The sequence below is a fragment of the Acinetobacter sp. YQ_14 genome (genome assembly GCF_043102985.1).
In the GTDB taxonomy this organism is placed as follows: Bacteria; Pseudomonadota; Gammaproteobacteria; order Pseudomonadales; family Moraxellaceae; genus Acinetobacter; species Acinetobacter venetianus.
The window spans coordinates 319,009-343,697 of sequence record NZ_JBICJJ010000002.1 but is presented as its reverse complement, the minus strand read 5'-3'; the positions used below and the strand labels follow the sequence as shown (position 1 = coordinate 343,697).

The 24,689-nt window shown below is 38.8% G+C and carries 27 protein-coding genes; 9 read left to right on the top strand and 18 right to left on the bottom strand.

Annotated elements, in window-relative coordinates:
• Positions 1 to 298: 298 nt before the first annotated feature.
• The gene (locus ACF8D3_RS01615) at positions 299 to 670 is read right to left on the bottom strand and encodes a hypothetical protein (RefSeq protein WP_392469749.1); all 372 of its coding nucleotides are present in this window, start codon (positions 668 to 670) and stop codon (positions 299 to 301) included.
• Positions 671 to 848: 178 nt separating this feature from the next.
• On the opposite strand from ACF8D3_RS01615, the gene ACF8D3_RS01610 reads away from it, so the two are divergent.
• From ACF8D3_RS01610 to ACF8D3_RS01600, 3 genes are all read left to right on the top strand, one after another.
• Positions 849 to 1,721, top strand: a complete 873-nt coding sequence (locus ACF8D3_RS01610) for a DUF4349 domain-containing protein (protein WP_392469746.1) — start codon at positions 849 to 851, stop codon at positions 1,719 to 1,721.
• Between the two features lie 122 nt (positions 1,722 to 1,843).
• Positions 1,844 to 2,434 carry an NAD(P)H-dependent oxidoreductase gene (locus tag ACF8D3_RS01605; protein WP_061397307.1) on the top strand — a complete coding sequence of 197 codons (591 nt, stop codon included), beginning with the start codon at positions 1,844 to 1,846 and terminating at the stop codon, positions 2,432 to 2,434.
• 13 nt (positions 2,435 to 2,447) lie between these two features.
• On the top strand, positions 2,448 to 2,762 hold the full coding sequence (locus ACF8D3_RS01600) for a putative quinol monooxygenase (protein WP_392469743.1): 315 nt from the start codon (positions 2,448 to 2,450) through the stop codon (positions 2,760 to 2,762).
• A gap of 299 nt (positions 2,763 to 3,061) precedes the next feature.
• Here ACF8D3_RS01600 and ACF8D3_RS01595 read toward each other — a convergent pair whose 3' ends face one another.
• Positions 3,062 to 3,826, bottom strand: coding sequence for a DNA polymerase beta superfamily protein (locus ACF8D3_RS01595; protein ID WP_392469740.1), 765 nt, complete (start codon positions 3,824 to 3,826; stop codon positions 3,062 to 3,064).
• A 134-nt stretch (positions 3,827 to 3,960) separates the two neighbouring features.
• On the opposite strand from ACF8D3_RS01595, the gene ACF8D3_RS01590 reads away from it, so the two are divergent.
• Positions 3,961 to 4,752 carry a xanthine permease gene (locus ACF8D3_RS01590; protein WP_392469738.1) on the top strand — a complete coding sequence of 264 codons (792 nt, stop codon included), beginning with the start codon at positions 3,961 to 3,963 and terminating at the stop codon, positions 4,750 to 4,752.
• A gap of 266 nt (positions 4,753 to 5,018) precedes the next feature.
• On the opposite strand, the gene ACF8D3_RS01585 is transcribed toward ACF8D3_RS01590, so the two are convergent.
• Positions 5,019 to 6,428 (bottom strand): FAD-binding oxidoreductase, encoded by a 1,410-nt coding sequence (locus ACF8D3_RS01585; RefSeq protein ID WP_061518793.1) that lies wholly within the window; start codon positions 6,426 to 6,428, stop codon positions 5,019 to 5,021.
• A 358-nt stretch (positions 6,429 to 6,786) separates the two neighbouring features.
• Between ACF8D3_RS01585 and serA the strand changes: the two genes are divergently transcribed.
• The 3 genes from serA (at position 6,787) to ACF8D3_RS01570 (ending at position 9,961) form a co-directional block, all read left to right on the top strand.
• Positions 6,787 to 8,019, top strand: a complete 1,233-nt coding sequence (gene serA, locus ACF8D3_RS01580; protein WP_004877767.1) for a phosphoglycerate dehydrogenase — start codon at positions 6,787 to 6,789, stop codon at positions 8,017 to 8,019.
• Between the two features lie 115 nt (positions 8,020 to 8,134).
• Positions 8,135 to 9,004, top strand: coding sequence for a DMT family transporter (locus ACF8D3_RS01575; protein WP_392469736.1), 870 nt, complete (start codon positions 8,135 to 8,137; stop codon positions 9,002 to 9,004).
• A gap of 90 nt (positions 9,005 to 9,094) precedes the next feature.
• Positions 9,095 to 9,961, top strand: coding sequence for a DMT family transporter (locus ACF8D3_RS01570; RefSeq protein WP_392469734.1), 867 nt, complete (start codon positions 9,095 to 9,097; stop codon positions 9,959 to 9,961).
• Positions 9,962 to 9,987: 26 nt separating this feature from the next.
• Here the strand turns inward: ACF8D3_RS01570 and ACF8D3_RS01565 are convergent, their stop codons facing one another.
• The 15 genes from ACF8D3_RS01565 to ispH all read right to left on the bottom strand — a co-directional run bounded on the left by ACF8D3_RS01565 (position 9,988) and on the right by ispH (position 23,548).
• Complete coding sequence (locus tag ACF8D3_RS01565; protein WP_019385491.1) at positions 9,988 to 10,434, bottom strand: hemerythrin domain-containing protein; 447 nt, start codon at positions 10,432 to 10,434, stop codon at positions 9,988 to 9,990.
• 149 nt (positions 10,435 to 10,583) lie between these two features.
• Positions 10,584 to 11,354, bottom strand: a complete 771-nt coding sequence (locus ACF8D3_RS01560) for a TSUP family transporter (protein ID WP_007480672.1) — start codon at positions 11,352 to 11,354, stop codon at positions 10,584 to 10,586.
• A gap of 10 nt (positions 11,355 to 11,364) precedes the next feature.
• A complete protein-coding gene (truB, locus tag ACF8D3_RS01555; RefSeq protein ID WP_007480674.1) occupies positions 11,365 to 12,258 on the bottom strand; it encodes a tRNA pseudouridine(55) synthase TruB in 894 nt (297 codons plus the stop codon).
• Between the two features lie 135 nt (positions 12,259 to 12,393).
• Positions 12,394 to 12,765 (bottom strand): 50S ribosomal protein L19, encoded by a 372-nt coding sequence (rplS, locus tag ACF8D3_RS01550; RefSeq protein WP_004660214.1) that lies wholly within the window; start codon positions 12,763 to 12,765, stop codon positions 12,394 to 12,396.
• Between the two features lie 196 nt (positions 12,766 to 12,961).
• On the bottom strand, positions 12,962 to 13,702 hold the full coding sequence (gene trmD, locus ACF8D3_RS01545) for a tRNA (guanosine(37)-N1)-methyltransferase TrmD (protein WP_392469731.1): 741 nt from the start codon (positions 13,700 to 13,702) through the stop codon (positions 12,962 to 12,964).
• Positions 13,703 to 13,754: 52 nt separating this feature from the next.
• Complete coding sequence (gene rimM, locus ACF8D3_RS01540) at positions 13,755 to 14,303, bottom strand: ribosome maturation factor RimM (RefSeq protein ID WP_392469728.1); 549 nt, start codon at positions 14,301 to 14,303, stop codon at positions 13,755 to 13,757.
• A 16-nt stretch (positions 14,304 to 14,319) separates the two neighbouring features.
• The gene (rpsP, locus tag ACF8D3_RS01535) at positions 14,320 to 14,577 is read right to left on the bottom strand and encodes a 30S ribosomal protein S16 (protein WP_004877778.1); all 258 of its coding nucleotides are present in this window, start codon (positions 14,575 to 14,577) and stop codon (positions 14,320 to 14,322) included.
• A 206-nt stretch (positions 14,578 to 14,783) separates the two neighbouring features.
• Positions 14,784 to 15,233, bottom strand: coding sequence for a type IV pilin protein (locus ACF8D3_RS01530; protein ID WP_392469726.1), 450 nt, complete (start codon positions 15,231 to 15,233; stop codon positions 14,784 to 14,786).
• Positions 15,233 to 15,682, bottom strand: a complete 450-nt coding sequence (locus ACF8D3_RS01525; protein ID WP_392469723.1) for a type IV pilin protein — start codon at positions 15,680 to 15,682, stop codon at positions 15,233 to 15,235. The genes ACF8D3_RS01530 and ACF8D3_RS01525 overlap by 1 nt, the downstream gene beginning before the upstream one ends.
• Positions 15,683 to 15,693: 11 nt before the next feature.
• Complete coding sequence (locus ACF8D3_RS01520; protein ID WP_392469721.1) at positions 15,694 to 19,611, bottom strand: pilus assembly protein PilY; 3,918 nt, start codon at positions 19,609 to 19,611, stop codon at positions 15,694 to 15,696.
• 15 nt (positions 19,612 to 19,626) lie between these two features.
• Entirely contained in the window at positions 19,627 to 20,397 is a 771-nt protein-coding gene (locus tag ACF8D3_RS01515; RefSeq protein WP_392469719.1) for a PilX N-terminal domain-containing pilus assembly protein, read from the bottom strand.
• Positions 20,394 to 21,503, bottom strand: coding sequence for a PilW family protein (locus ACF8D3_RS01510; protein WP_392469718.1), 1,110 nt, complete (start codon positions 21,501 to 21,503; stop codon positions 20,394 to 20,396). The genes ACF8D3_RS01515 and ACF8D3_RS01510 overlap by 4 nt, the downstream gene beginning before the upstream one ends.
• Before the next feature lies 1 nt (position 21,504).
• Positions 21,505 to 22,017, bottom strand: a complete 513-nt coding sequence (gene pilV, locus ACF8D3_RS01505; protein ID WP_392469717.1) for a type IV pilus modification protein PilV — start codon at positions 22,015 to 22,017, stop codon at positions 21,505 to 21,507.
• On the bottom strand, positions 22,017 to 22,457 hold the full coding sequence (locus tag ACF8D3_RS01500; protein ID WP_392469716.1) for a Tfp pilus assembly protein FimT/FimU: 441 nt from the start codon (positions 22,455 to 22,457) through the stop codon (positions 22,017 to 22,019). Before ACF8D3_RS01500 ends, pilV begins: the two co-directional genes overlap by 1 nt.
• A 140-nt stretch (positions 22,458 to 22,597) precedes the next feature.
• Entirely contained in the window at positions 22,598 to 23,548 is a 951-nt protein-coding gene (gene ispH, locus ACF8D3_RS01495; RefSeq protein ID WP_392469715.1) for a 4-hydroxy-3-methylbut-2-enyl diphosphate reductase, read from the bottom strand.
• 102 nt (positions 23,549 to 23,650) lie between these two features.
• Here ispH and gmk point away from each other — a divergent pair, with 102 nt between their 5' ends.
• Positions 23,651 to 24,274, top strand: coding sequence for a guanylate kinase (gmk, locus tag ACF8D3_RS01490; RefSeq protein WP_061517662.1), 624 nt, complete (start codon positions 23,651 to 23,653; stop codon positions 24,272 to 24,274).
• A gap of 69 nt (positions 24,275 to 24,343) precedes the next feature.
• Positions 24,344 to 24,622 carry a DNA-directed RNA polymerase subunit omega gene (rpoZ, locus tag ACF8D3_RS01485; RefSeq protein ID WP_004877793.1) on the top strand — a complete coding sequence of 93 codons (279 nt, stop codon included), beginning with the start codon at positions 24,344 to 24,346 and terminating at the stop codon, positions 24,620 to 24,622.
• The last annotated feature ends 67 nt before the right edge of the window (positions 24,623 to 24,689 follow it).

Genomic DNA, 24,689 nt, shown 5'->3' with positions numbered 1-24,689 from the left:
GATCATCACCACAATCTTGGTTTAGATTTAAATTAAATTTTGATTTTCATGCTGAGAGAAAGCATGTTGTAAATGTGAAAACACCGTATTCACAAGGTGTATATAAGAAAAACAATCTATTTACGTGAGACTGGTAAATGTTTTACCTTTTGGCAAAATCGCCAAGCGCAAATCTAGCACTTTTTTAAAATGACTGCAATTTAATCAAGCCGAATGAATTGTATTGATGTGTGAATAACAAAGAAGTTATCCACAGTTTTGTTGATCTTTTAGGCATATTCAAATTAAGTCACCCCCATTAAGGACAAAGTTCAAACTGGAATTTTTCTGTATTCTCCCCTCGTGCACATTGATAGCTTTGTTTTTTATTGACGATTTTCCAAACGTCTTGATCTCTTTTTAACTCATACTCGGTTCGGATTGCCATAACAGAATCATCTAGCTGTGCTTGTTCCACTGTAATTTCAGCATCCGTTGGATTTTCTGCGCTGTTGAATTGTTGATTTATTTTTAAATTGGTCTCGTCATGAAACAAATTGGGTTGATCTGATAAAACGGCATGCATTGCTGTACTTTTTTGTATGGCTGCTTGCTGCTGCGACTGAGCAATTGGTGGACTGCAAGCAGCTAGAAATAAACTACCCCCCAAAGCCATCCAAATTTTATTCATTCTCGCCGCTCCCACAGACCCAATATGTTTATGCTACTATGCAAAGCTGAACTGCAAAGCAACAATATGTATATGACTTGCAACAGATTTGTGATAGTTAGCACTTTATCTATAGTGATCACAAACGATTAAAAGACCTATATTTTTATAATCAATATCGCGTTTTAGGACATAACTTATGCCTGATTTATCTAAAAATTTAACCGTCATTTTACTCGTCACCACAATCTTGGTTGGCTGTTCAAAAAAGGAAGAAAGCTTTGCCAATGATGCTACCCTTGAAACAGAAAGCGCAGAGCTTAGTAAAGCAATACAAGAAAATATTGCAGAAAATCCCAAACAATTACTTAGCGCACAACAGAGTCCTTTAGAAAAAAGTCGCCAATTGGTTAAAACTTCACAACTGCAATTTGAAGTCAAAGATGTATTAAATACAACCTCAACCCTCGAACAACAGTTATTGCAATACAATGGTTATATCGAAAGCAAACAAATCGATTATCAGATCAGCGATCGTTCTGAACGAGATCGTATTGACGGCAGTGTAGATATTTATGAAAAAATCACACCGATCGCACAACTGACTGTGCGCATTCCAAATGAACAAGTCACCAGCTTTCTCAATAACTTATTGCCATTGATGCTGAACTTTAATACCCAATACTATGAAGCAAAGCGCTACGAATTAAAGTTACTCGAAGAAAAACTTAATACCGCTAATCAAAGCAACACTGAATCAAATACAGTTAACAATCAGCTACAACAACTCACTGATCTTGAAGTCAAAGATCGTTTAGCTTACAGCACCATTCGTCTTGAGTATTTCCAACAGGCACAAGTCCGAAAAAGCCATGATCTCAATATCAATCGTATTGCAACCTTGGATAGTGATCCACTCCTTAGCCGCGTTTGGGAAGCAATTAAAATGGGGCTGTATGGTTTTAAAGAAACCATTATTTGGTTAGTGATGTTCTGGCCGCTATATATCGTAATCGCACTGTTCTGGTGGGTTCGTCGTTGGTACAAAGCAAGAAAACAATCTCAAGGATAAATGTATTCAATGCACAATTATTGATTTTTAATCAATAGTATTTTGCTTATTTATGCATTTTTACTCATGAATAGATTTTCTAAAATACGCTCCAGTTTTAGAAATCTATTTTGAGTCATCACATGAGCAATATTTTAATTATTAATGGTGCAAAACAATTCGCTCACTCTAAGGGTGAGCTAAATGACACGCTTACTGAATTTTCAGCATCCCATTTAAAAACATTAGGGCATCAGGTACAAGTTACTCGTACCGACAGCGACTATGATATTCAAGCCGAAATTGAAAAATATTTATGGGCAGATGTCGTGATTTACCAAATGCCAGGTTGGTGGATGGGTGCACCGTGGACCATGAAAAAGTACATAGATGACGTATTCACCATCGGTCATGGTTCACTTTATGCCAGTGATGGTCGTAGTCGTTCTGATGCATCGAAAAAATATGGTTCAGGTGGTTTGATCCAAGGTAAAAAATACATGTTATCGCTGACATGGAATGCACCAATGGAGGCGTTCACTGATCCTGAGCAATTTTTTCATGGGGTTGGTGTAGATGGTGTTTACTTACCTTTCCATAAAGCCAATCAATTCTTAGGGATGGAATCATTACCGACTTTTATCGTGAATGATGTGATCAAAATGCCGAACGTACCGAGTTACCTTGAGGCATATAAAAACCATTTAGATCAGATTTTCACATCAAACCATTAAGTGAGAAAATATCATGTTGACAATTATTGCTGAAATTTATACTCACGAAGGCGCTGAGCATCGCCAAGCTGTATTAGATGCTTTCCAAAAAATCATTCCAACCGTATTGGCTGAAGATGGTTGTCATGGCTATGAACCTTTGATTGACCATTTACCAGCAATAGAAATGCAAGCACTCAATCAGAATAGCATCGTAATGTTAGAGAAATGGCAAAGCACTGAACATTTAGAAGCGCATATGCAAACGACACATATGCTAAAGCATTTTGAAGCGACCAAAGCTCATGTGGCTAATGTCAAAGTGCGTATTTTAGAAGCTAGTTTTTAAAAACTTCTAATCACTTGATGGTCTTACAGGAGAAAGGAAATAATAGTTTCCTTTTCAGTGTCTTACCGTGATGCATCCTATATAACCTATAGACTTACGTTACTTTTTTTAAAAAAGTAACCAAAAACTTCGTCACCCACAAAACCTGTTCACTACTGGGATATATTTACTTATTTTGCAAAAACAATATATTACCAATAGCACACAGATTGTGGATGACATTTAGCACAAGCAGATTAATGTATAAATTCAGAAGAAATGCCTTTGATCTCCCCCTGTTAAATAGCAAAAGACATTTTTTACTGATAATAATGCTGCTTCAAATGGCGACTATATTCCGTTAAATAACGTTCTAAACCCTCTCGACGATCAGCTTTTTGCATTTCTTTAGCAGCCAATTGCTCTATTTTGATTTTCAGTAAATTCAGAATCGCGGTTTGTTCCATTTCAGGAAGTTGAGCTTTTTCTTTTTGCTGTTTTTTAATTTCCAAATAATCTTCTGCCCAATGACGTAATGGATCATGCTCAGAGACTTGGGCGAATAAATCGGTAATCAATAATTCAGGCATCACTTCTTGCGTGGCTAACTCTGCCGACATCAATCCACGGATCGAATAAAACACTTTTTTATAGGTGAAATTATCCGCAGTTTGCATCACTTTCATGCCACCTTTTGCCAGTGATAAATAGTGGTGATACAAAGCGCTGTAATCAATTCGTTCTAGTAATCCATCGCGAAAGGTTTGCCATTCTGGAAAGGCATTAAAATAAACAATATGCGCCCTCACCCACTCCAAAACGGTAGGATTACTTTTTGTCAGTAATCCAAACATTTTATCGAGATCATATGAAACGAAGTCAAAGTCTCCATCCATGATTTCAATCAAATCACGATATTTTTTATAGTCAAAATATTGATCTTTACTCGGCAAATGGAAGCCACGCACATCATAGTCACTGTCAGGGCTAGCCATACCCCATAGACGACTCCCACTTTCAATATAAAATAATGGGATGTCTTGACGTTGCTGGAAAAGTTTTTCTATTTCATGATGGATATTCATTTGGATAACTTCATTGTTCAAAAATTAAGACTTGCGAGAGACAATAATATTTTTTACTGTTTTAATTCATTTGATTTTAAAAAGATAACCATTCGATAAAATCAACTCATTCAATATAACAAATAGGATCAATCATGCAACTGACTCATGCAGGACAAATTTTTTTGATTGTCTTTGTGATCTTATGTATTTGGTCTTTTGCTTTAACTAGGCTTTGGCTAAAGCGTTTAGCCGATAATCGTCAAAGTAGTAAACTTGAGTTTACTTATTTATTTGCTGTTGTTTTTAGCATCAGCGCTTTATTTTTTCCATTTAGTTATTGGGTTTCACAGGCTGTTTATGATTTGGCAACTAAGCCAACCTATGATGCCAAAATCGTGAGCTATAATTCCGAATGGGTTGATACTGAGCGTACCGATTCAAATGGCAGAAAATACAGAACACAAACTTTAATGCACACCGCTCAAGTGCAATTTAAAGACCAACACAATAAAATTATCACCATAGATAATTCAATCCGCTCTAGTGATGCTCCTATTATTGGTGATCATCTGACTGTCGTTTATAAAGATGGTGATCATAATGCTCAGGAAAAAAGTTGGCGGAGCATGCTGCTCTTTGCTGCTGCTGTATTTATGTTGTTTATATTGGGTTTTGTCTTGTTGATGATCATTGCCTATGGGATGAATCGAGAGATGAAACCGTATAAGGAGTTTGCGAGCTTTTTAATTTTTAGAGTAACACTCACACTTGGCACAATGGCAATGTTTGCTATGTTGTCTTACGCAGTTTTTGCTTATTTCTTTTTAGGTAATCCGCGTGATTTACCTGTGTGGGTTGTTGCGATTTGTGGCTTATTTTCCGTGTGTCTTTTACCACTGATTTATCATATTTTGACGGGTTGGAAAGCGTATAGGGACAGATAAGTCAAAGCTCAAATTTACTATCTTGCCAGCGGCACGAATGCCGCTATGTGGAACTGCTGTACAAGGATGTACTGTCAGTTTCACAAAGGATTTTTTGCCTACTTTTAATCCTTCAAAAGTAGAGAATACCCATCTTAACACCCATAGAAACTCTCTGGCTCATAAGTATTAGGCTATACAGAAATTTTCTAAAACATATAATTAAACAATAAAAAAGCGCATCTTTCGATACGCTTTTAACAGAACTTCTTTTATTTAATCAAGCATTAAAGATCAAATAATTTTCCTGGGTTCATAATCCCATTCGGATCAAATGCCAATTTCAATGCTTTCATATATTCAATTTCTTCAGGTGAACGTGAATATTCTAAATATGGTTTCTTGGTCATCCCCACACCATGCTCGGCAGAGATCGAACCATCATATTTTTTCACAGTCTCAAACACGTATTTATTCACCACCTGACACTTCGCAAAGAATTCGTCTTTAGTTAAGTTTTCAGGTTTTAAAATATTTAAGTGCAAGTTACCGTCACCAATATGACCGAACCAGCAGATTTCAAAGTCTGGATAGTTTTGTGAAACGATGGCATCAATTTCCGCAATAAACGCAGGCACATGCGTAATCAACACTGAAATATCATTTTTATAAGGAATAAACGGCGCAATTGACTCAGAAATATCTTCACGTAAACGCCATAAGCTTTGTGCTTGATCCAAGCTTTGACTCATTACGCCATCAACAACCCAGCCCTGTTCCATGCAATGCTCAAAAATCTGCATGGCTTTGTCCATGATTGGCTCATATGGCGCTTCAAATTCAAGTAACACATAAAATGGGCAAGTTGTTTCAAATGGACGTTGTACATGACCACGATCCAACACTTTTTGCATTGCCACTTCACCAAAGAATTCAAATGCCGTTAAGTCGATTTCTTTTTGAAAAGCATGTAATACAGGCATCACTGCATCAAAATCTGGCGTGCCTAAAACCATCACTTGCAAGTTTTGTGGTTGACGCTCAAGCTTGATTTCAGCTTCAGTGATTAGACCCAAAGTTCCTTCACCACCGATGAATAAATGCTGTAAGGCATAACCTGTGGCATTTTTAATCATGCCTTTATTTAAACGAAGAATATCGCCTTTACCTGTGACAACCGTTAGACCTAACACCCAGTTACGTGTCATGCCGTATTTAATTACTTTGATACCGCCTGCATTAGTACCAATATTTCCACCGATTTGACTAGAACCTGCCGATGCAAAATCAACTGGATAATACATACCTTGTTGTTCAGCATAATCCTGTAATTGCTCAGTCACGACACCCGCTTGAACGCGTACCATACGATCCGCTGGGAAGAACTCAAGGATTTGGTTCATTTTGTCAAAGCTAATGACGATCTCACCATTATTTGCCACAGCACCCGCTGAAAGACCTGTACGACCACCAGATGGTGTAATCGCAACATTAAATTGATTGGCAAGTTTAACAATGGATTGAACTTGTTCAGTGCTTGAAGGAAAAACGATGACTGATGGGTTCGGATCAAAATGTTTGGTATGATCTCGTCCCCAATTTTCCAAACTATCGGCATCGGTTTTAATACGGTTTTCACCCACAATTGCCGTTAATTGGGTCAATAACTCAGGTGTTAAAGCGACTGAAGCATTCATCGTTTACAGGCCTAGTAAGAAGTAAATATCGGGCTTTTGGATTGCAAGTTAATATTTTTCAATATCTTAAATAAAGAAAAATAACATCATCCAAAATATAGAAGCTCTACAGAACAGCTCAAAGCTAGATATATTTAGATTTGAACATTAGATATTTATATTTTACATAGAAGCGCGCAAGGGATAAAGCGCAGGATAAGGATACTGTAATAACAAAATGTGTATAACCAATAAAATTCATGTATTGCTGAAAAATTATCAACAATTCTAGTGAGGTAATTTTAAACGAAATATCTATAACACCAAGCTCTATGCTATAGTACTGCAACTAAATTTTGGCCTTTGTAGCGGAGCCGTAATGAGCCAACATCTATCACTACCGAAAGACAAAATCCGTTTCCTATTGTTAGAAGGCGTACATCAAAATGCCATCGATACATTAAATGCAGCGGGTTATACCAACATCGATTACCACAAAACAGCACTTGAAGGCGAAGCTTTGAAAGAAGCGATCAAAGATGCTCACTTTGTTGGTATTCGTTCGCGTACTCAATTGACTGAAGAAGTTTTTGAAGCAGCGAATAAATTGATTGCCGTTGGTTGTTTCTGTATTGGTACAAACCAAGTCGATTTAAAAGCAGCGATGTCTCGCGGTATCCCAGTTTTCAACGCACCGTATTCAAATACGCGTTCGGTAGCAGAATTGGTTCTTGCTGAAACAATCCTGTTGCTTCGTCGCGTACCTGAAAAATCGAAAGTAACTCATGCTGGCGGTTGGGATAAATCTGCTGTGGGTTCATTTGAAACTCGCGGTAAAACTTTAGGTATCGTTGGTTACGGTTCGATCGGTTCGCAACTTTCTGTTTTAGCAGAAAGCTTGGGTATGAAAGTGATCTATTTTGATGCTGTGACTAAATTACCATTAGGTAATGCACGTCAAGTTGGCTCTTTAGATGAACTTTTAGAAACTGCTGATGTTGTAACATTACACGTTCCTGATGTTCCTTCTACGCGTAACTTCTTCAAGAAAGAACAGTTCGCGAAAATGAAAAAAGGCTCAATCTTCTTAAATGCAGCACGTGGTACATGTGTTGTGATTGAAGATTTAGCGGATGCTATCAAAGCAGGTCACATCGCTGGTGCTGCGGTTGACGTATTCCCGAAAGAACCTAAAGCGAATGGTGAAGAATTCCAATCACCACTTCGTGGTTTAGACAACGTGATCTTAACACCGCACGTTGGTGGTTCTACCATGGAAGCGCAAGCAAACATCGGTTTAGAAGTTGCTGAGAAGTTTGTTGCTTACTCAGATAAAGGTATGACCCTTTCTGCGGTTAACTTCCCAGAAATCGCATTACCACTTTCTGATGGTCAGCATCGCTTACTTCACATCCACAAAAACGTGCCAGGTGTGTTATCGAAGATCAACACATTATTTGCTGAACAAGGCATCAACATCTCCGGTCAGTCTTTAATGACTAAAGGTGATATCGGCTATCTCGTTATGGATGTAGATGCGTCTGCATCTCAAGAAGCACTAGATACCTTAAGCCAAGTTGAAGGTACGATTCGCGTGCGTGTATTGTTCTAATAGCAAATTTAGAACAATATAGAAAAAGCCACAGTTTATGCTGTGGCTTTTTTATGGGCGTTTGAATTATTATGTGAATAATATACCAATTGTTCAAAAAATAAGACTTTCTCCCATGCTCAAGACACCTCTACATGCTGTGTTACTACTTATGATCGCCATGTTATGTGTACAAGGCAGTGGTTCACTTGCAAAGATTCTATTCCAAAGCTTTCCCGTGCTAACCGTTTCGGCGATGCGCCTCTGTTTTGGTGCAATGATTCTGGCCATCATTTTTCGGATCTGGAAAATTAACTTCAAACACGTTCGCTGGAAAGCAATCCTCAGTTATGGTGTTGCACTTGCAGGGATGAATGGTCTGTTTTATTTATCTTTAGAACGTTTACCACTCGGAATTGCTGTTGCTTTTGAGTTTATTGGGCCATTAAGTGTTGCGCTCTATCATGCCAAGCAACGTTTTGATTTTATTTGGGTTGGTTTTGCGATTTTAGGGCTAATTTTGCTTTTCCCAATGCAACAAGCACAACAAGGTATCGATCTCGTCGGTGTATTTTTTGCTGTTAGCGCGGGTGCTTGTTGGGCGCTGTATATTATCGCTGGACAGAAACCATCTGGTATTTCAGGCAATCACACCGTATGTCTTGGTATGACAATTGGCATGCTTTGCCTACTCCCTTTTGCGGTATATTCAGGTGCAATAGATCGCGTCTTTGAATTACCAAGCCTCTATTATTTTATAGGACTTGCGATCTTAGCAAGTGCATTACCCTTCACCTTAGAAATGATTGCACTACGCAACTTAACACCGCTTAGCTTTGGTACGTTAATGAGTTTAGAACCAGCGGTAGCCGCACTTTCTGGCTTTGTATTTTTAGGTGAAATGCTTTTGTGGAATCAGTGGCTAGCATTAGGCACTATCATCATTGCATCAATTGGGTGTACCTTTACGACACAACATGCACGCCAACAAAAAGAGGCTAAATAAAATGCCTCAATATCTTAAAATAATACAGATCTCACAGTATGATCATCTCGCCTACACCTTAGCTTAACTTATTCGTCTGATCGGTCTCCCATGAAAAATCTCCAGTTGATTGCAGTGTTGTACATGGTTTTATCCATGGTGGCTTATCAAATTAGCGCATCATTTGCCAAACAGTTGATTACGACGCTTGATCCACTCACCGTGACGATTTTAAGGCTGAGTTTCGCAACCATTATCGTTGCGATCATGTTCCGCTCATGGACCATCATCTCTAAGCTGAAATACTTAAAATGGCGTGATTTACTGCTCTATAGTGCATCTTTAGGTTGTATGAATATTTTATTCTATACATCGCTTGGTAAGCTGCCACAAGGTATTGCTGTAGGTTTAGAGTTCATTGGCCCGCTTGGTTTGGCCTTACTTTCAATCAAGCAGCGCACCGATTTTATTTGGGTGGCATTTGCGATTTTAGGCATTGCACTCATGGTACCTTGGCATGATGCACAGCAACAAAACTTTTCATATATCGGCGCAGCCTGCGCACTAGGTGCTGGTTTCTTCTGGGCACTCTATATCTTATTTGGACATCGTGTTGCCCAACAAAATATTGGTTTACATGCATTAACTCTTGCGATTGGCATGTCGACCATTGTGATGCTACCGATTGGTCTATGGAGTAATGCGCCTGCTTTACTAGATACTCAATACTGGGGCAAAGCTTTAGTCATTGCGATCTTGGCCACAGCAATCCCTTATGCGCTAGATTTAATGGCACTCAAGCGGTTAAGTAAATTGAGCTACGGAACCTTAACCAGTCTTGCACCTGCTTTAGCAGCCTTAGCTGGATTAGTCATCTTGCATGAACAAATTAGCTTACTGCAATGGGTCGCATTACTTTGCATTATGCTTGCGTCCATTGGTGTAACCTTACGCGGTGAAAAGTCACAAATACAGTAAACCGCATTGACCACCTTATAGAAAAATTAGGCATCGGTATTTTTGTATTTCTGATATTCAGCAAGATACTTTTTGCCTAATTTGTCTTTTTCACTATCTGCCAAAATTTTTCCTGCTTGTTGGAAAAATTTGTGCTCCTCTTCTTTTAAATGATGATGGACTTTTTCACTTAATTGTTTTGCTATTGCCAACCAACTTGGATTACTCATCTCAGTGTCTTCTAACTGTTCCACCAGTTCATCCATTTCATGGTGTTCAGCTAATGCATGTCGGGTAATATCTAATCCCACATCATCAAACATTAACGGAATATATAAATAACGATCTTCAGCAACTGAATGTGCATATAATTCTTTTTTGAGCAAAGCAAAAAGCTCTTTGCGCTCATCACTTGATCCACTGGTTTTAATTAATTGATCGGCTAAACTGCGTTGCTGTTCATGACTTTCTCTAAGTGCTTCAAAGATATTCATTTTTACCTCTAAGGTTGGCTAACAACCACAATACAAGATGCCATAAAACTCATACTGTGGTGTGTGGCTAAATACTTATCTTAGAAAGTGTTTGTTTTTTAGACAGCATCGTTTAGGTGTGTTTTTGTTGTAAACCTTTATCTTTTGAATCAGATAGTAACAATGATTTGATAGCCCAATCGGCAAATCAAGATACTGACTAGAATCAGGAATAAAATACGGATGAATCCGCTACCGTATTTTAAAGCCAAACGCACGCCCAATAATGAACCTGCAATATTTGCAACTGCCATCATCAATCCCAATGCTATCAATACATGTCCCGTCGGGATAAAGAAACTAAGCGCAGCAAGATTAGTCATGAAATTACCAATCTTCGATAACGCCGACGCATGCAAAAAATCAACTTGAAGAAAACGAATAAAAAAGAAAATAAAGAAACTGCCCGTGCCAGGTCCAAAGATGCCATCATAGAATCCAATTGCAAGACTCCCAAGAGCAGCAAAGATCAGTAACCGAGGTGTGATCTGTTGATCAACATGGACTTGTCCAAATTGCTTCTTCATAAAAGTATAAATCGCAATCACGATCAGCATGATTAAGACTACTGGACGCAACACTTCTGTTGGTACCATCGATACACAAGCTGCACCGACAAACGAGCTAATAAAAGCAAAAACCGCAATCACTGCGAGCAGTGACCACTTTAATTTGACTCGTCGGACGAAGGAAAATGCAGCTGAGCCTGTGCCACAAATCGATGCGATCTTATTGGTTCCAAAAATGGTAGCGGGTGCAGTTTGAGGTAACGCACTCATCAGCGCAGGGATCTGAATAAGTCCACCACCACCGACAGCAGCATCAATTGTTCCTGCACAAAAGGCAAAGAACACGAGACTCAGTATCAGCTCCCACTCCATAAAAACAACCTTATAAATTCAATAAACGTTTTGGCACTAAGCGCTTTTTATCTGTAATCTCAGCTAAACCAAGGCAACGTTCACCATCAAAAACTAAAACTTCAGCGGCTGCTTCATGATCGATATTACTTTCTTGACCATTACCGAAATATTTCTCACGCCCTTCAGGAAGTTGGACTCTAGGAAAATGTGCGACAGGAGAAAATACAGGTAGCAATAATGCATCACGTTGTTCTTGAGACAGGCTTTCTAAGTATTCAATCGTATAGCTTGGATCAATCTCAAAATGACCTGTTTGAGTACGATGTAGCTTTGTTAAATGTCCCCCACATCCTAGAGCTTCGCCAATATCCTCGCCCAAAACTCGAATATAAGTTCCTTTTGAACAAGTGACATCTAAGGTTAGACTATCCTCACTAAACTCAATTAGCTTCAATTCATAGATCGTCACTGGACGAGCCTCACGCTCAATTTCAATCCCTTTACGCGCCAGCTCATATAAAGGACGCCCATCACGCTTTAAAGCTGAATACATCGGTGGAACTTGCTGAATATCGCCACGGAATTGCTCGAGTACTGCTTCTATCTTCTCTTGATTTAAGGCAGACACAACACGCTCTTGTAATACAACACCCTCAACATCGCCTGTTGAAGTGGTTTGCCCAAGCTTGACTGTAGTTTGATAACGCTTAGTTGAATCCAATAGATAATGAGAAAATTTTGTCGCCTCGCCTAAACAAATTGGCAATAGTCCTGTTGCCAATGGATCAAGCGCACCGGTATGCCCTGCTTTCTGTGCATTAAACAGACGACGCACTTTTTGTAATGCAGAATTAGAACTTAAACCTAAAGGTTTATTTAATAAGAAAACACCACTCAAATGGCGATACGAACTTTTTTTCATAATAAAAAGTCAAAGCATAAACATGCATTTTATCAAAATCAGGACTGAGATTATAAAAAGATAGCTTTTAAAATCTCACTAGCATAAAAAAATGCGCCAATTGGCGCATTTTTTTGCTTTACAACAAAGTTAAAATTAACCTTGTTTACGAGCTGGTAACTTTTCACGAATACGTGCAGCTTTACCAGACAACTCGCGTAGGTAGTAAAGTTTAGCACGACGAACGTCACCACGACGTTTCACTTCGATTTTAGCAACGATTGGAGAGTGAGTTTGGAAAACACGCTCAACACCAACACCGCTAGAGATTTTACGAACTGTGAAAGCAGAGTTTAAACCACGGTTTTTCTTCGCGATTACAACACCTTCAAATGCTTGAAGACGCTCACGGTCACCCTCTTTTACTTTAACTTGGACAATTACTGTGTCACCAGGAGCAAAAGCAGGGATATCAGTTTTTAACTGTGCATTTTCAACAGCTTGAACTAAAGGATGTTTACCACTCATTGTGGAATCTCCAATATGTGCGGGAGAGAAGAGGTCTCTTACACCGCTGAGGATAGAGGCTAAAGCGCATATCGCTCGTTTAACTTTCCCTTTAAAACAGAATGTCTTAAAGAGCCTATTATTTAACTTAAACTAGGTTTAAGTCATAACTCGAAGCAATGCTTCTCGTTGGGTTCAAAGACAAACTGATACCAGTTTAATCTTTGGAATTTTTTAACCATTTAATTTGCTGCTTGGTCAACTCTACTTTTTCTACCAATTCTGGTCGACGATCTAAAGTTCGTTGATAACGCTGCAAAAAACGCCATTTCTCAATATTGGCATGATGCCCTGATTTGAGTACCTCAGGCACATCTAGCCCTTCAAAATGATCAGGCTTGGTATACTGTGGGCAGTCCAACAGACCATCCACAAAAGAATCTTGTATTGCAGACTGCTCGTCTGACATGACATTCGGCAAACGACGAATAACACTATCGAGCAATACCATTGCAGGCAGTTCGCCACCTGAAAGCACATAATCCCCAATTGACCATTCTTGATCAACATAATGCTGGATTAAACGCTCATCGACCCCTTCATAGCGACCACACAATACAATCAAACCATCATAATCAACGAATTGCTGTACTGCCTGTTCATTTAAGGTCTGTCCTTGCGGTGACATATACACCACAGGAACATTGGCACATCCTGCTTGCACTGCTAGTTGTTTGGCATGTGTAATTGCTTTTGCTAACGGCTCAGCCATCATTACCATACCAGGACCACCACCAAATGGACGCTCATCCACTCGTTTGTAGTTGCCCTCAGCAAAATCTCGTGGGTTAATGCAAGTGACTTGCACAATATCCCTTTTTGTTGCGCGTCCGCTAATCCCGTACGCTGTAATCGCTTCAAACATTTCAGGAAACAATGTGATGACTGCAAAAAACACCGCAGACTCCTTCTTTATTTTCCTGCTGCGCTACTATTCCTTATTTTAAGGATTAGTAGTCTACGCCCCAATTGACGTAAATACGACCAGCTTCAAGATCAACGCGTTGCACCACATCTTTATGCCAAGGAATCATTCGCTCTTCGGCATCAATGCTATCTGCAGTTGCTTTAACAACCATGACATCATTGGCACCTGTTTCAAAAAGCTCGTAGATTTGACCAAGATTGACTTCTTGCTCATCTTCAATCAAACCTAACACGGTTAGGCCTTTAAGATCAGACCAGTAATACTCATCTACATCTGCTTTTGGAAGCTGTGATTTAGCAATCCAGATATTTGCACCGACTAAACTTTCTGCACCAGTGCGATCACTCACACCTTTTAATGCAACAACCAAGCCTTTGCCATGTGGTTTCCAACGTTTTACATCAATTGTTTGCCAACCCGCCTTGGTCTCGATGTACCAAGGAAGGTAGTCAAACATATTACTCATAGGTTCAGTGTTTGAGTAAACCCAGAGCCACCCATTCAATCCATAAGCTGAACGTAACTGTCCAATCTGAATACGATCTTCGGGAACATTCTGTGCTGGTGTCATGGGCTATCTACTACAATTATGCAGTAGCTGCAGCTTTTTTAGCTTGAGCAGCTAAAGAAGCAACACGTTCTGAAGGTTGAGCACCTTGAGAAACCCAGTGTGCAAAACGGTCAGCGTCTAAACGGATTTTTTCAGCTTTACCTTGTGCAGTTGGGTTAAAGAAACCAATACGTTCGATGAAACGACCGTCACGTGCGTTACGGCTATCAGTTACAACGATTTGATAGAATGGACGTTTTTTTGCACCACCGCGCGCTAAACGAATAACAACCATGAGAACAACCTTATAGTTTTTACGGATTATCCCTGCGTCGACCACCGACAGCACTTCAAACCCCTTTAATAGAGGGCGGTATTTTACGTTAATTTTATGCTGAAAGGAAGAATAATTTAGATTTATCCACAGTTTTGAATTTAATTGATCAGGATATCAATACTAAACAACTATCTATTTTAGAATAAAATCAAAACTGTAGAAAATTAATCCCAAGATGAATTTGCAGAAACAGTTGTGCACACTGGACTATTTTGAGTACTATTAGTCCAACACTTTTCTCCTCGCTGATTCAGTATTAATGAACCATCGCTAGCTTGCACACTACCTGTAATTGGTGTAGCTGTAAGCGTCCAAGATCCAGCACCAACATCTGACAAAACTACATTATATAGCGGAGCTCCAGAAGCAGGAATATAATTACTCCCTCCAATATCACTTAAAGTCACTGCTGAATTATCTGCTTTAATGAAGCTAAAATTCGCTATTTTATACTTTTGCAAATTATTTGCTAATTCTAGCATTTCTTTTCTAGCTTCAGCACGATTACTCTTTCTCACAACACTTTGATAGGAAGGATAAGCTACTAAGGCTAAAATACTGATTATAACCACAACCACCATTAACTCTATTAAGCTAAAGCCTTGATTTCTCATTACCAATTCTCCGAACCAACGCCGCAAGTCGAAAATGTTATATTTGCTTTAGTTCTATTTTTGCATTGAATTCCTGTACTTGTTAATAAAAAGGATTCATTAACTACCGTACCATTATTATATAAAGCACGAATTACCCAAGCTTGACCCGCAGCAGTAGAAGCTGTCAACGAAGGATTAGATCCACTCCCATCACGAACCTCGATAATATAATTATCAATAGATTTTGATGGGAGGTTATAACCTAAATAATTAAAATTACGAGACTTCCAACGGGATAATTCATCTGCTATCCGCTGAACTTCCTGCTGAACTTGAGATGCATTAGCACGCCGGACATATGATTGATAACTAGGGATGGCAATTGCCGCAAAAATCGCGACAATTACCAATACGACCATTAACTCAATCAAAGTAAAACCTTTTGGGATAAATACAGTTTGTTTCATATATTTCCCCATCATTTAAGCAAACTAACTTTTTCATACCAACGTTGAGGGATTAAACACATTTGTGTTGCATTGCCTTCACCCACGCCCCCAGTAACAGTAATAGTCATACGACCACCTGTACTTGCACAATAATTAGACGCACTGACTACTTTTTTATTCTCATCACCACCACCACTATCCTTATCACAATCCCCACCTGTACAATTACCTACAGTGACATTATGTATCCCAACACCAATAGGTGCTCCTCGTGGAGTTCCACCACCCGATCCACCACCGATATCATCTAAAGACTTACACTGCCCATACGGCATGCAGAATGTAGTTAATAAGCTTTCCCCTTTTACTCCAGCCCCACAGTCACCAGAAAGACCAGGTTTACTACTATCAAAAGTTGATACATATAAACGATAGTTCATTGCGAGCGGAGAACCAAAAACCTTCTCACTTTGAAGCTTATAATCGCTACAACCAGTTTTAGTACCATCTATTCCAGCTACGCAATTATCAAACTCATAATACCAACCATTACTAGAACCATATGGTGCAATAAGATTAGTATCACTATAACGATTAGCTTCTGTGATCTTACCCAAACCAGTTCTGATTATATTTTGGCTATTACTACTCCCTGTAGTGAAAAGGCTTTTGCTTGCTACATCTTTATCATAAATATTATAAATAGCATCATAATTAGTATTAGAAGTTCCTACAGTATAGTTTTGTAGTGGCTTACTTCGATTCCCGCTTCCAATAGAAAGCACCGCAAAAGTTTCACCATTATTGCTATATATAGAGAACCCTGGCATATCATAAAAACGAGGACTCTTTCCTCCGCTTGTATTTAGGTTAAGTAGTCTCACTGGTGCTTTTGAGAATCCCGTTATAGACGAAGCACTATTATCCAAATCAATGCGGAATAGTTGTCCACCTAGATCACCAAAATATAAATGATCAATCAAATCATCTCCATTTCTGTCTACGGTGCGAATTTCACTTACTACACTGTATTTAAGATTTGGGCTATTAGTACCTATCGGTAAAGTGGTAGAGGTGCTATTACTAGCATTTGCACTCGCCCACCATAGTAGTGTTCCTGCATCACTACCTTCAGCGCTAAACATATATACACCAGCGCCTTTCTTATTAGTTTGATCGTAAGTAATATTTTCATAGCCAGTGTCGTATCCACCACCAACAAACATTACTAGCTTACGTACGCCATTCCAGTTTACATATCCAATTGATGGTTTTGACCAACTCTGCCCCATATAACTTAAAGGACCACTGGTTACCAAATCTGGACTAATTTTGAAATTAAGTTTAGGGGTATTAATGTCTTGTAAATCTAAAGAATAATAACTACGCCCTCCCATACGCAAACCACCGTAAGCAAGCTGCTTACCGTATTGGTTAAGTCCTTTACCAGCTCCAACTGTCAAATTTCCTGAACTATCAATTACATATTCTGTATGTAACACCCATGGACCATCCACACCATAATAAAGATTGTTCATACCTCCATTAGTAGAAGTGTATTTAATAAACGCTTCCTTCTGGCTCTCAACCATTTCATTTGGAACAAAAGCAAACTTTTCTTCGCCAGTTTTAGCATCAACAACTTGAACCAAACCTTGTGTAGTACCAAACAGCACATAATCTTCCCGATTGGTAGAAACAATTTTTTTAGTAGATGCGTTGTAACTTACTTTTCCTTTATTTGTAACCAGAATAGGTAAAGAGTGCATTACCGACCCCATTTGACGCAACTCGGAAGCATTCGTTAAAGAGCTTGCAGTGATCGATGAAGGATTAGCTGCATCAACAGAAAAGCCCAATAAGCTAATTAAATAACCACGGCTCGAATCATTTTGATATGAGGCATCAGCAAGATCATTTGTGGTCACTCGACGTAAACTATTACCATCGATAAAGGTTGTTGATGTTCCAGTACCACTTGCTATGCGGTTAGTAAATAATTTACGTTGTAGCATTCCATCTGTTGAAGTGCGTAATTTTAGCTGTGACCAAGCTCCACCTTTAGCAGAAAATCTTTTACTTCCTGCAGTACTCTCATCGGCATCCACTATAGAAGAATTACTACTTACAGCAGCCGCCCAGAAATCGTAGGTAGCAGAAAGGAGTTTTCCATTTGCATCATAAGTAGGAGTGATAAGTTGCCCTTTGCTATCAGTGACGCTTGCACCATTTTTCCCTTCTAGTTTTCCAGAAGCAGCAACTAAATATTTTTTAAGATTCCCTGTCCAAAGCTGATAGTTCTTATCCGGAGTCGGTTGAAATTGTTGATAATAAGCATCATCTTGCAAAACTGCTGGATTTAATGCGTCTTTTGGAATAGTTGGGGAACCTGTTGTCACAGAAGGTATATCAGTATTTAAGTCACCTAAAAAAGCATTAACACTATCGACTACATCCTGAGAACTATTTCCAGAATACCACCCACCTTCCCCAATAATTCCCCAATACGCAGCATTTTTCACATTGCTATCAATAGTACCTAAAGCAGCAATATTCTCGGCTTGAGTTTTTGCTCTATCAAAGGAAGATAAATCATTAAAGTCTGATCCAAAACCAACCACCGCTGTTTTAATTTTTAAAGCTGCAGGATTTTTAGATTGATCAAGCAAAGTTTTTACAAATTCATGCGTACAATTCCAACCGGACGATGAATCTGTACAACTAAAAGCTGAGCCTTTTGAGCCCAAGGCGGCCTGCATCAATGTTTGCGTTTCGGTATTACTATTTGGCGCTCCATCTGTTAAGACATAGACTCCTTGTCCACTACATTTTTTAATATCATCGTTTTGAATTAATGAATCTGGCTGTATATACAATGTTTTCGCAGCATTTTTGGTTTCATCTGAAGAGTATGGGAAACCACTTGCACTTGAATTGGCAATATTATTTTTATAGAAATAATAGTAATTATTATCATATCCATAACTGTCATAACTTGGCAGAGTTATATAGCTACTAGAATAACTATTACAACCTCCCGTTGCAGTCATACTGGTACATGGATAAAAACGATTTGAGTACGATAAAGGTGAACGCCCAATGATACCTCGCTCCGTCCCTCCTGTCGTCGTACCAAATAAATAGGATGCAACTTCTGCATAGGAACGCGCAGTTGGAGTATTCGTTGAAGCTTTAAAACCACCAATTGTCTCAAGTAAAATAGTTCGTTGGCTTTTCCCATTATTTGGCATATTTGAACAGCCAACTTTACCATAGATACAATCCAATCTCCTTGCAGGAACTAAGACCGCGCCAGTATTATAATTACTATTATTATAATAAGCCCCTAATGTAGATAACCCTATCACTTTATCATCAGAAATTCGGGTGATCCCTTTGGTCGTATTGCCATATAAAAGATCAAACATTCCATCTTTTAAACGTGTAATGCGGTCAAAATATCTAACAGTTTCTCCAGTTGTATCTTTATAAAAATATCTAGGATCACTGCTACTACTATTAGACATTCCATTTGTTGATGGTTGCGAATTTAGTGCAATTACACAATCACTTTGAGAGGTTGAGCCACCGACTCCACAACTCCACCATTTTCTATTAGAGAACCCACCCGTACGCATATAATAATAAAGTCTTACATTCTCAGTTACATCACTGTACCTGCGGCTATAAGTTGTAATTGCCGAACCATTCGTTGAAGTTACTGTACCAGTAGTGCCACTACTAGGGGCATCAAAAGCATCCATACTTCCAGAAATATCTAGCATAAACATTAATGTTATCTGACCAGATTTAGCTTCTTGATATATCTCTACATCACTTGCTTGTGTAACACTTACCATTATTAAACTAGTACAGATAGCAGTAATACTCGTAGCAAGCAATTTTTGACTAAAAGATTCTTTTTCTATTTTTTTAATTTGTTCCATTTTCCTTACTCCCAATTATACAAAATCTTGTGCAATCAGATATTCAGTGACTTGGGAAGTAAAGGGTATATTTTTACTCGCCAAACAATCAGTGACACTCTGTCTATAAGTTGAATTGGACGGAACAGTTGTTCCCGCTGGAATACTAACTTCACTCATATGGGAGTTAAGGCATTCATCAATACTGGAAGCCGACTCCGTTGAAAATGTTGGCATAATAGAAACTGCAAATACTTTAACAGGTTTATTTTTTTCAAATTTTACACCTTTCTCATCAGTCCCATACTGCATTCCATAGAATGGATCATTTTCAGATTGACTCGAAAATTTCACAGAAACCTGAGTCATAACAACTCTACGACCTGAGGTGAAAAAGTTATTACTTGTAGCAGAAACACTACAATAACCATCCGATCCAAGAGCATTTTTTGTCGGTTGAGTCTTTGCTGCTTCCCAATATATGAGGCTTGCACGTTCAATATCAAAAAAACTGCTCTCAGAACCACGGAAACAAAACACCATTTCTTTATCTTTATTAGCGGCCCCATTTATATAACCAAACATACCACTTGCGGTTAGGCTTTGAATTAAATTATCCTCTTTCTCCACATTAAAGAACGCGGCATCAGAGTTTTGTAATAACAATTGCTGTGCTTGTCCATTTGTCGCAATATTCAGAGAAATAATGCTTTGTCGTACTGCTATTGTTCCAATTATAGTTATAACAACAAGCATTATCATCACTACGATAAGTGCCGCCCCACGTTGGGATAATTGATTATTCATACCCCTCTCTCCCCAAAAGTATTTCGCAGTGCAATCGTTTGTGAAACCACTTGTCTTACATATTTAGGGCTATTTTGAGTAGGTTTTTTAATTTTAACCGCTTGATCTAGCACCTGAAACTCTTGATCATCGTTTATAATACCGTTACCTGCTGATTGGGAGGAGCGTACTAACGCACCCAACTGTAAAGATAAAATACGCGGACGAGGACTTGCCATTCCCATATAGTCATTAATCGAGACATATTGATATGCATCAGCATTTTGTATTCCAAGCAAGATTCTAAAATAATCAACACGCTTTAAAATAACTTCACCACCAGTACTTCCAAATACACGTGTATTTAAAGCCTGAGATGGAGCTCCCCCTTCAATTCTTTTTACCTCTGGAGTATCAGCCACAGCATAAAAACCAGCTTCACAAGCCAAGGCAAGTGGACTATTCGGTTCATCTTTAGCTGCATTTGCATCTACACGTAAAAAATAACGCTGCACAACCATTTGTTGTCCGAAAGGTAATCCTCCACCAGCATCCTCAACTCTAAATCGCAACTCCCGACCTTCACAATCATATCCACCAACCCACTCATCATCAGTAGTTACAGCTGTCCCTTTATCATCACGTGAATATTGCGGCTTATATTGAATTGTTAGCTGGTCACTTGCCAATGAATCACCAGCGCTTGTTTGTGCATTTGAAACCCCTGTCCAACCTGGGACCGTCCCTGGCGTCATACCTTGGCTTCTAGATAACAAATTAACATTCGCACTATTTCCAATTATTGTTCTAAACAAATTACTCAAAGGTCTGGCTGGTGTATATGTGGTATCAGTTGTTGCATTTATTGATGAAGTTAAAACTACTCCCCCATAAGATGTTTGGTCATTGATAGAAGATTTAGTCGAATTTAAATTAGACAATCGAATATCTTTAGTAATGTAATTTAAACCAAAATTAGCATTATCTTGGACTTCAGCCACACCTTGTTGTAATAAATAACTTTTTTGCCCAGTTATGAATAACATTATTGCTGCAGCAGATATTACCAACCCCAATGCTAAGGAGATCATTAACTCTACTAAAGTCAAACCTGCTTGAGATTTCATATTAATACATCTCCATTATCAAACAAGTTGATGCTGGATCGTAAGCCGTACTTGTTGTACAATTCCCTTCACCATCTATAGCTCCATCTAAAGGGGCCGTATCGCCCCAAGCGATATAAAAACAATTTCTTCCATCAACATTTCCAGGGCATTCAACTAGGTTAATAGCCATTCCAAATGTTCTAGCGCGTTGAAATACTTGAGCCACATCAAAATCAGCCAACTCTGTTGTAGAACAACTTTCTTCAAAGCAATTTTTAGCAAAACCACTTTGATTAGCTGGAGTTTGAATCTCGCTTTCGTAAGTTGCTAAGGCTCCACGATTCACCCGAACTCTTTCTGCTAAATCTCTAGCAACATTAATAGCTTGAACCCGATAAGAACTTTCAGATGTAGCTTCAACTGCACGATATTGCAATGCAATAAACCCTAAAACACCTATAGCTAAAACCAATAATGCAACGAGGATTTCCATTAACCCCATACCACGCTGATGCTTTATTATTATCTTCATTAGCATGCCCCTTCTTCTATCTGTATAGTTCCCATCAGTGAAATACTAACCCTCTTCGCATGTACCCCACCTGCTTTGCTACAGATTACAAACGGCTGACCATTAATTTTTGCATCAAAATCCTTTACTCCCCCGCTCAAAAGAAACTCAACAGAAGTTGGTGAACCTGATTTCAAAACTGCCGCGCCTGTAGGATTCCAATAAAGTGTAGAAGATGTATCTGGCAAAGAGGAATTTAGCTCAACAATGACACTCCTTCTCTCTAATACTGCTCTCGAGCGAGCACTGTTCAATTTTCCTACTAGATTTTGAGTACTCTTATTTAAATCTTGTTTTTCAACTAAATCACCAAAAGTAGGTACAGCTAACGTCGCAATTATTGCCAATATAGCAATTGTCACCATCAATTCTATTAAGGTGAATCCTCGATTTTTCCCCATCGCTCCGCACCCAAGAAAAACTTTTACTTATATTAATAATAAACTTATCTCTTACATAACCAATACAAAGTAGATAAGTAACATAAAAAAACGGATGGAGTGCACTCCATCCGTTTCAAGTTCACATTTTTCTTTAAAAATTAGGCTTGTATCACCTGTATACGCAACTCTTTTGGTAGACTAAAAGTAATATTTTCTTCTGTACCTTGTAACTCTTTTGGAGGAGTTGCTCCCCAATCTTGTAAACGCTGAATTACTTGTTTAATTAATATTTCAGGCGCTGATGCTCCAGCAGTCACACCAATCTTACTATCCTGCTGAAACCACACTTTTTCAAGCTGATCAGCATTGTCTACTAAATATGCAGATTTTCCCATACGCTCAGCAAGTTCCCGCAAACGATTTGAATTAGATGAATTTGGAGAGCCAACGACAAGCACTACATCACATTGTTCAGCCAAATCACGCACGGCATCTTGGCGATTCTGAGTGGCATAGCAAATATCATCTTTGCGTGGCCCTTGAATCTGGGGAAATTTAGCTCTTAACGCATCAATAACCTTTGCAGTATCATCGATTGAAAGCGTTGTTTGGGTAACAAAAGCCACCTTTTCAGGGTGTCTAATCACTAACTCATCAACATCTTGCTCATCTTCAACCAAATAAATCTGACCACCTTGAGACTTATCATACTGCCCCATCGTGCCTTCAACTTCTGGATGGCCTTCATGCCCAATCAAAATCGCTTCAGTCCCTTCACGTGCATATTTAGTCACTTCGATATGAACTTTGGTGACCAACGGACAGGTTGCATCAAATACTTTTAAACCACGACGCTCAGCTTCTTGCTGTACTGCTTTAGAAACGCCATGTGCGCTAAAAATCACAATAGAATCATCTGGTACTTGATCTAATTCATCAACGAAAACTGCACCACGCTGACGTAAGTCATCAACTACAAACTTATTATGAACCACCTCATGCCGAACATAAATCGGTGGATTAAAACATTCCAATGCTCGATTGACGATCGCTATAGCACGGTCAACACCAGCACAAAAACCTCGTGGATTGGCCAACACGATTTCCATAACATCCTCTCTCATGATCTGAATATTTACACCAAACTATTTCGTTTAATGGTGCGCTACACTACAATAGCCAAGATATTTTATCATATCAGGAAAAATATCATGTCGGGTCTATTGTTTGTCGTTTCTGCTGCCTCAGGAACAGGCAAAACATCTTTGGTTAAAGCCCTACTCGATCGAGTCAGCAATTTACACGTTTCTGTCTCACATACAACACGCGATCAACGTCCTGGTGAACTCGATGGTGTTCATTATCATTTTACCAGCAAAGAAACATTTTTAGCTCAAGTTGAACAAGGTGGTTTTATCGAATACGCAGAAGTATTTGGAAATTACTACGGTACATCGCAAGCTAAAGTAAAAGAACAGCTTCAACAAGGTCATGACGTTTTATTAGAGATTGATTGGCAAGGTGCAGAGCAAGTTCGCAGACTTTTTCCTGAATCAAAACAAATTTTTATCCTCCCACCAACACAATATGATTTAAGACAACGTCTATCTAATCGTGGCACAGATTCAGTGGATGTGATTGAACATCGCCTTAGTTGTGCAGTGGAAGATATGCGTCATTTTTCTAATTTTGATTATGTGATCATCAATGATGATTTCAACAAAGCGGTACATGATCTAGAAGCAATCATCACTGCAAGCCGTCTAGTTACCTTGCAACAAAGCACTCGTCATCAACAGCTGATCGAAAACTTAATTAGCCTCAATCGCGAATAACTTGAGTCTTGGATAAAAGCCTTTTATACTATTTAGTCTTTCAAATGTGATGTTCAAACGAGACAACTTATGGCACGTGTAACCGTTGAAGATTGTTTAGACCATGTAGATAACCGCTTCGAGTTAGTACTGGTAGCGAGTAAACGTGCACGTCAATTAGCACGTCAAGGTATGGAACCAACTGTTGAGTGGGATAATGACAAGCCAACCGTAGTTGCATTACGTGAAATCGCAGTGGGTCATGTTACTAAAGATATTTTGAAACAACGCGATCAAGACTACCAAACTTCAAACCTTGATATGGTATTGTCTACAAACTCTCTAAATTTAGAAGGCTTTACTTTTTAAGTAAAACAACCTTTACTTAGAAGCCCATTGTGAAGACACTGGGCTTTTTTGTTTATTGAAAAATTCG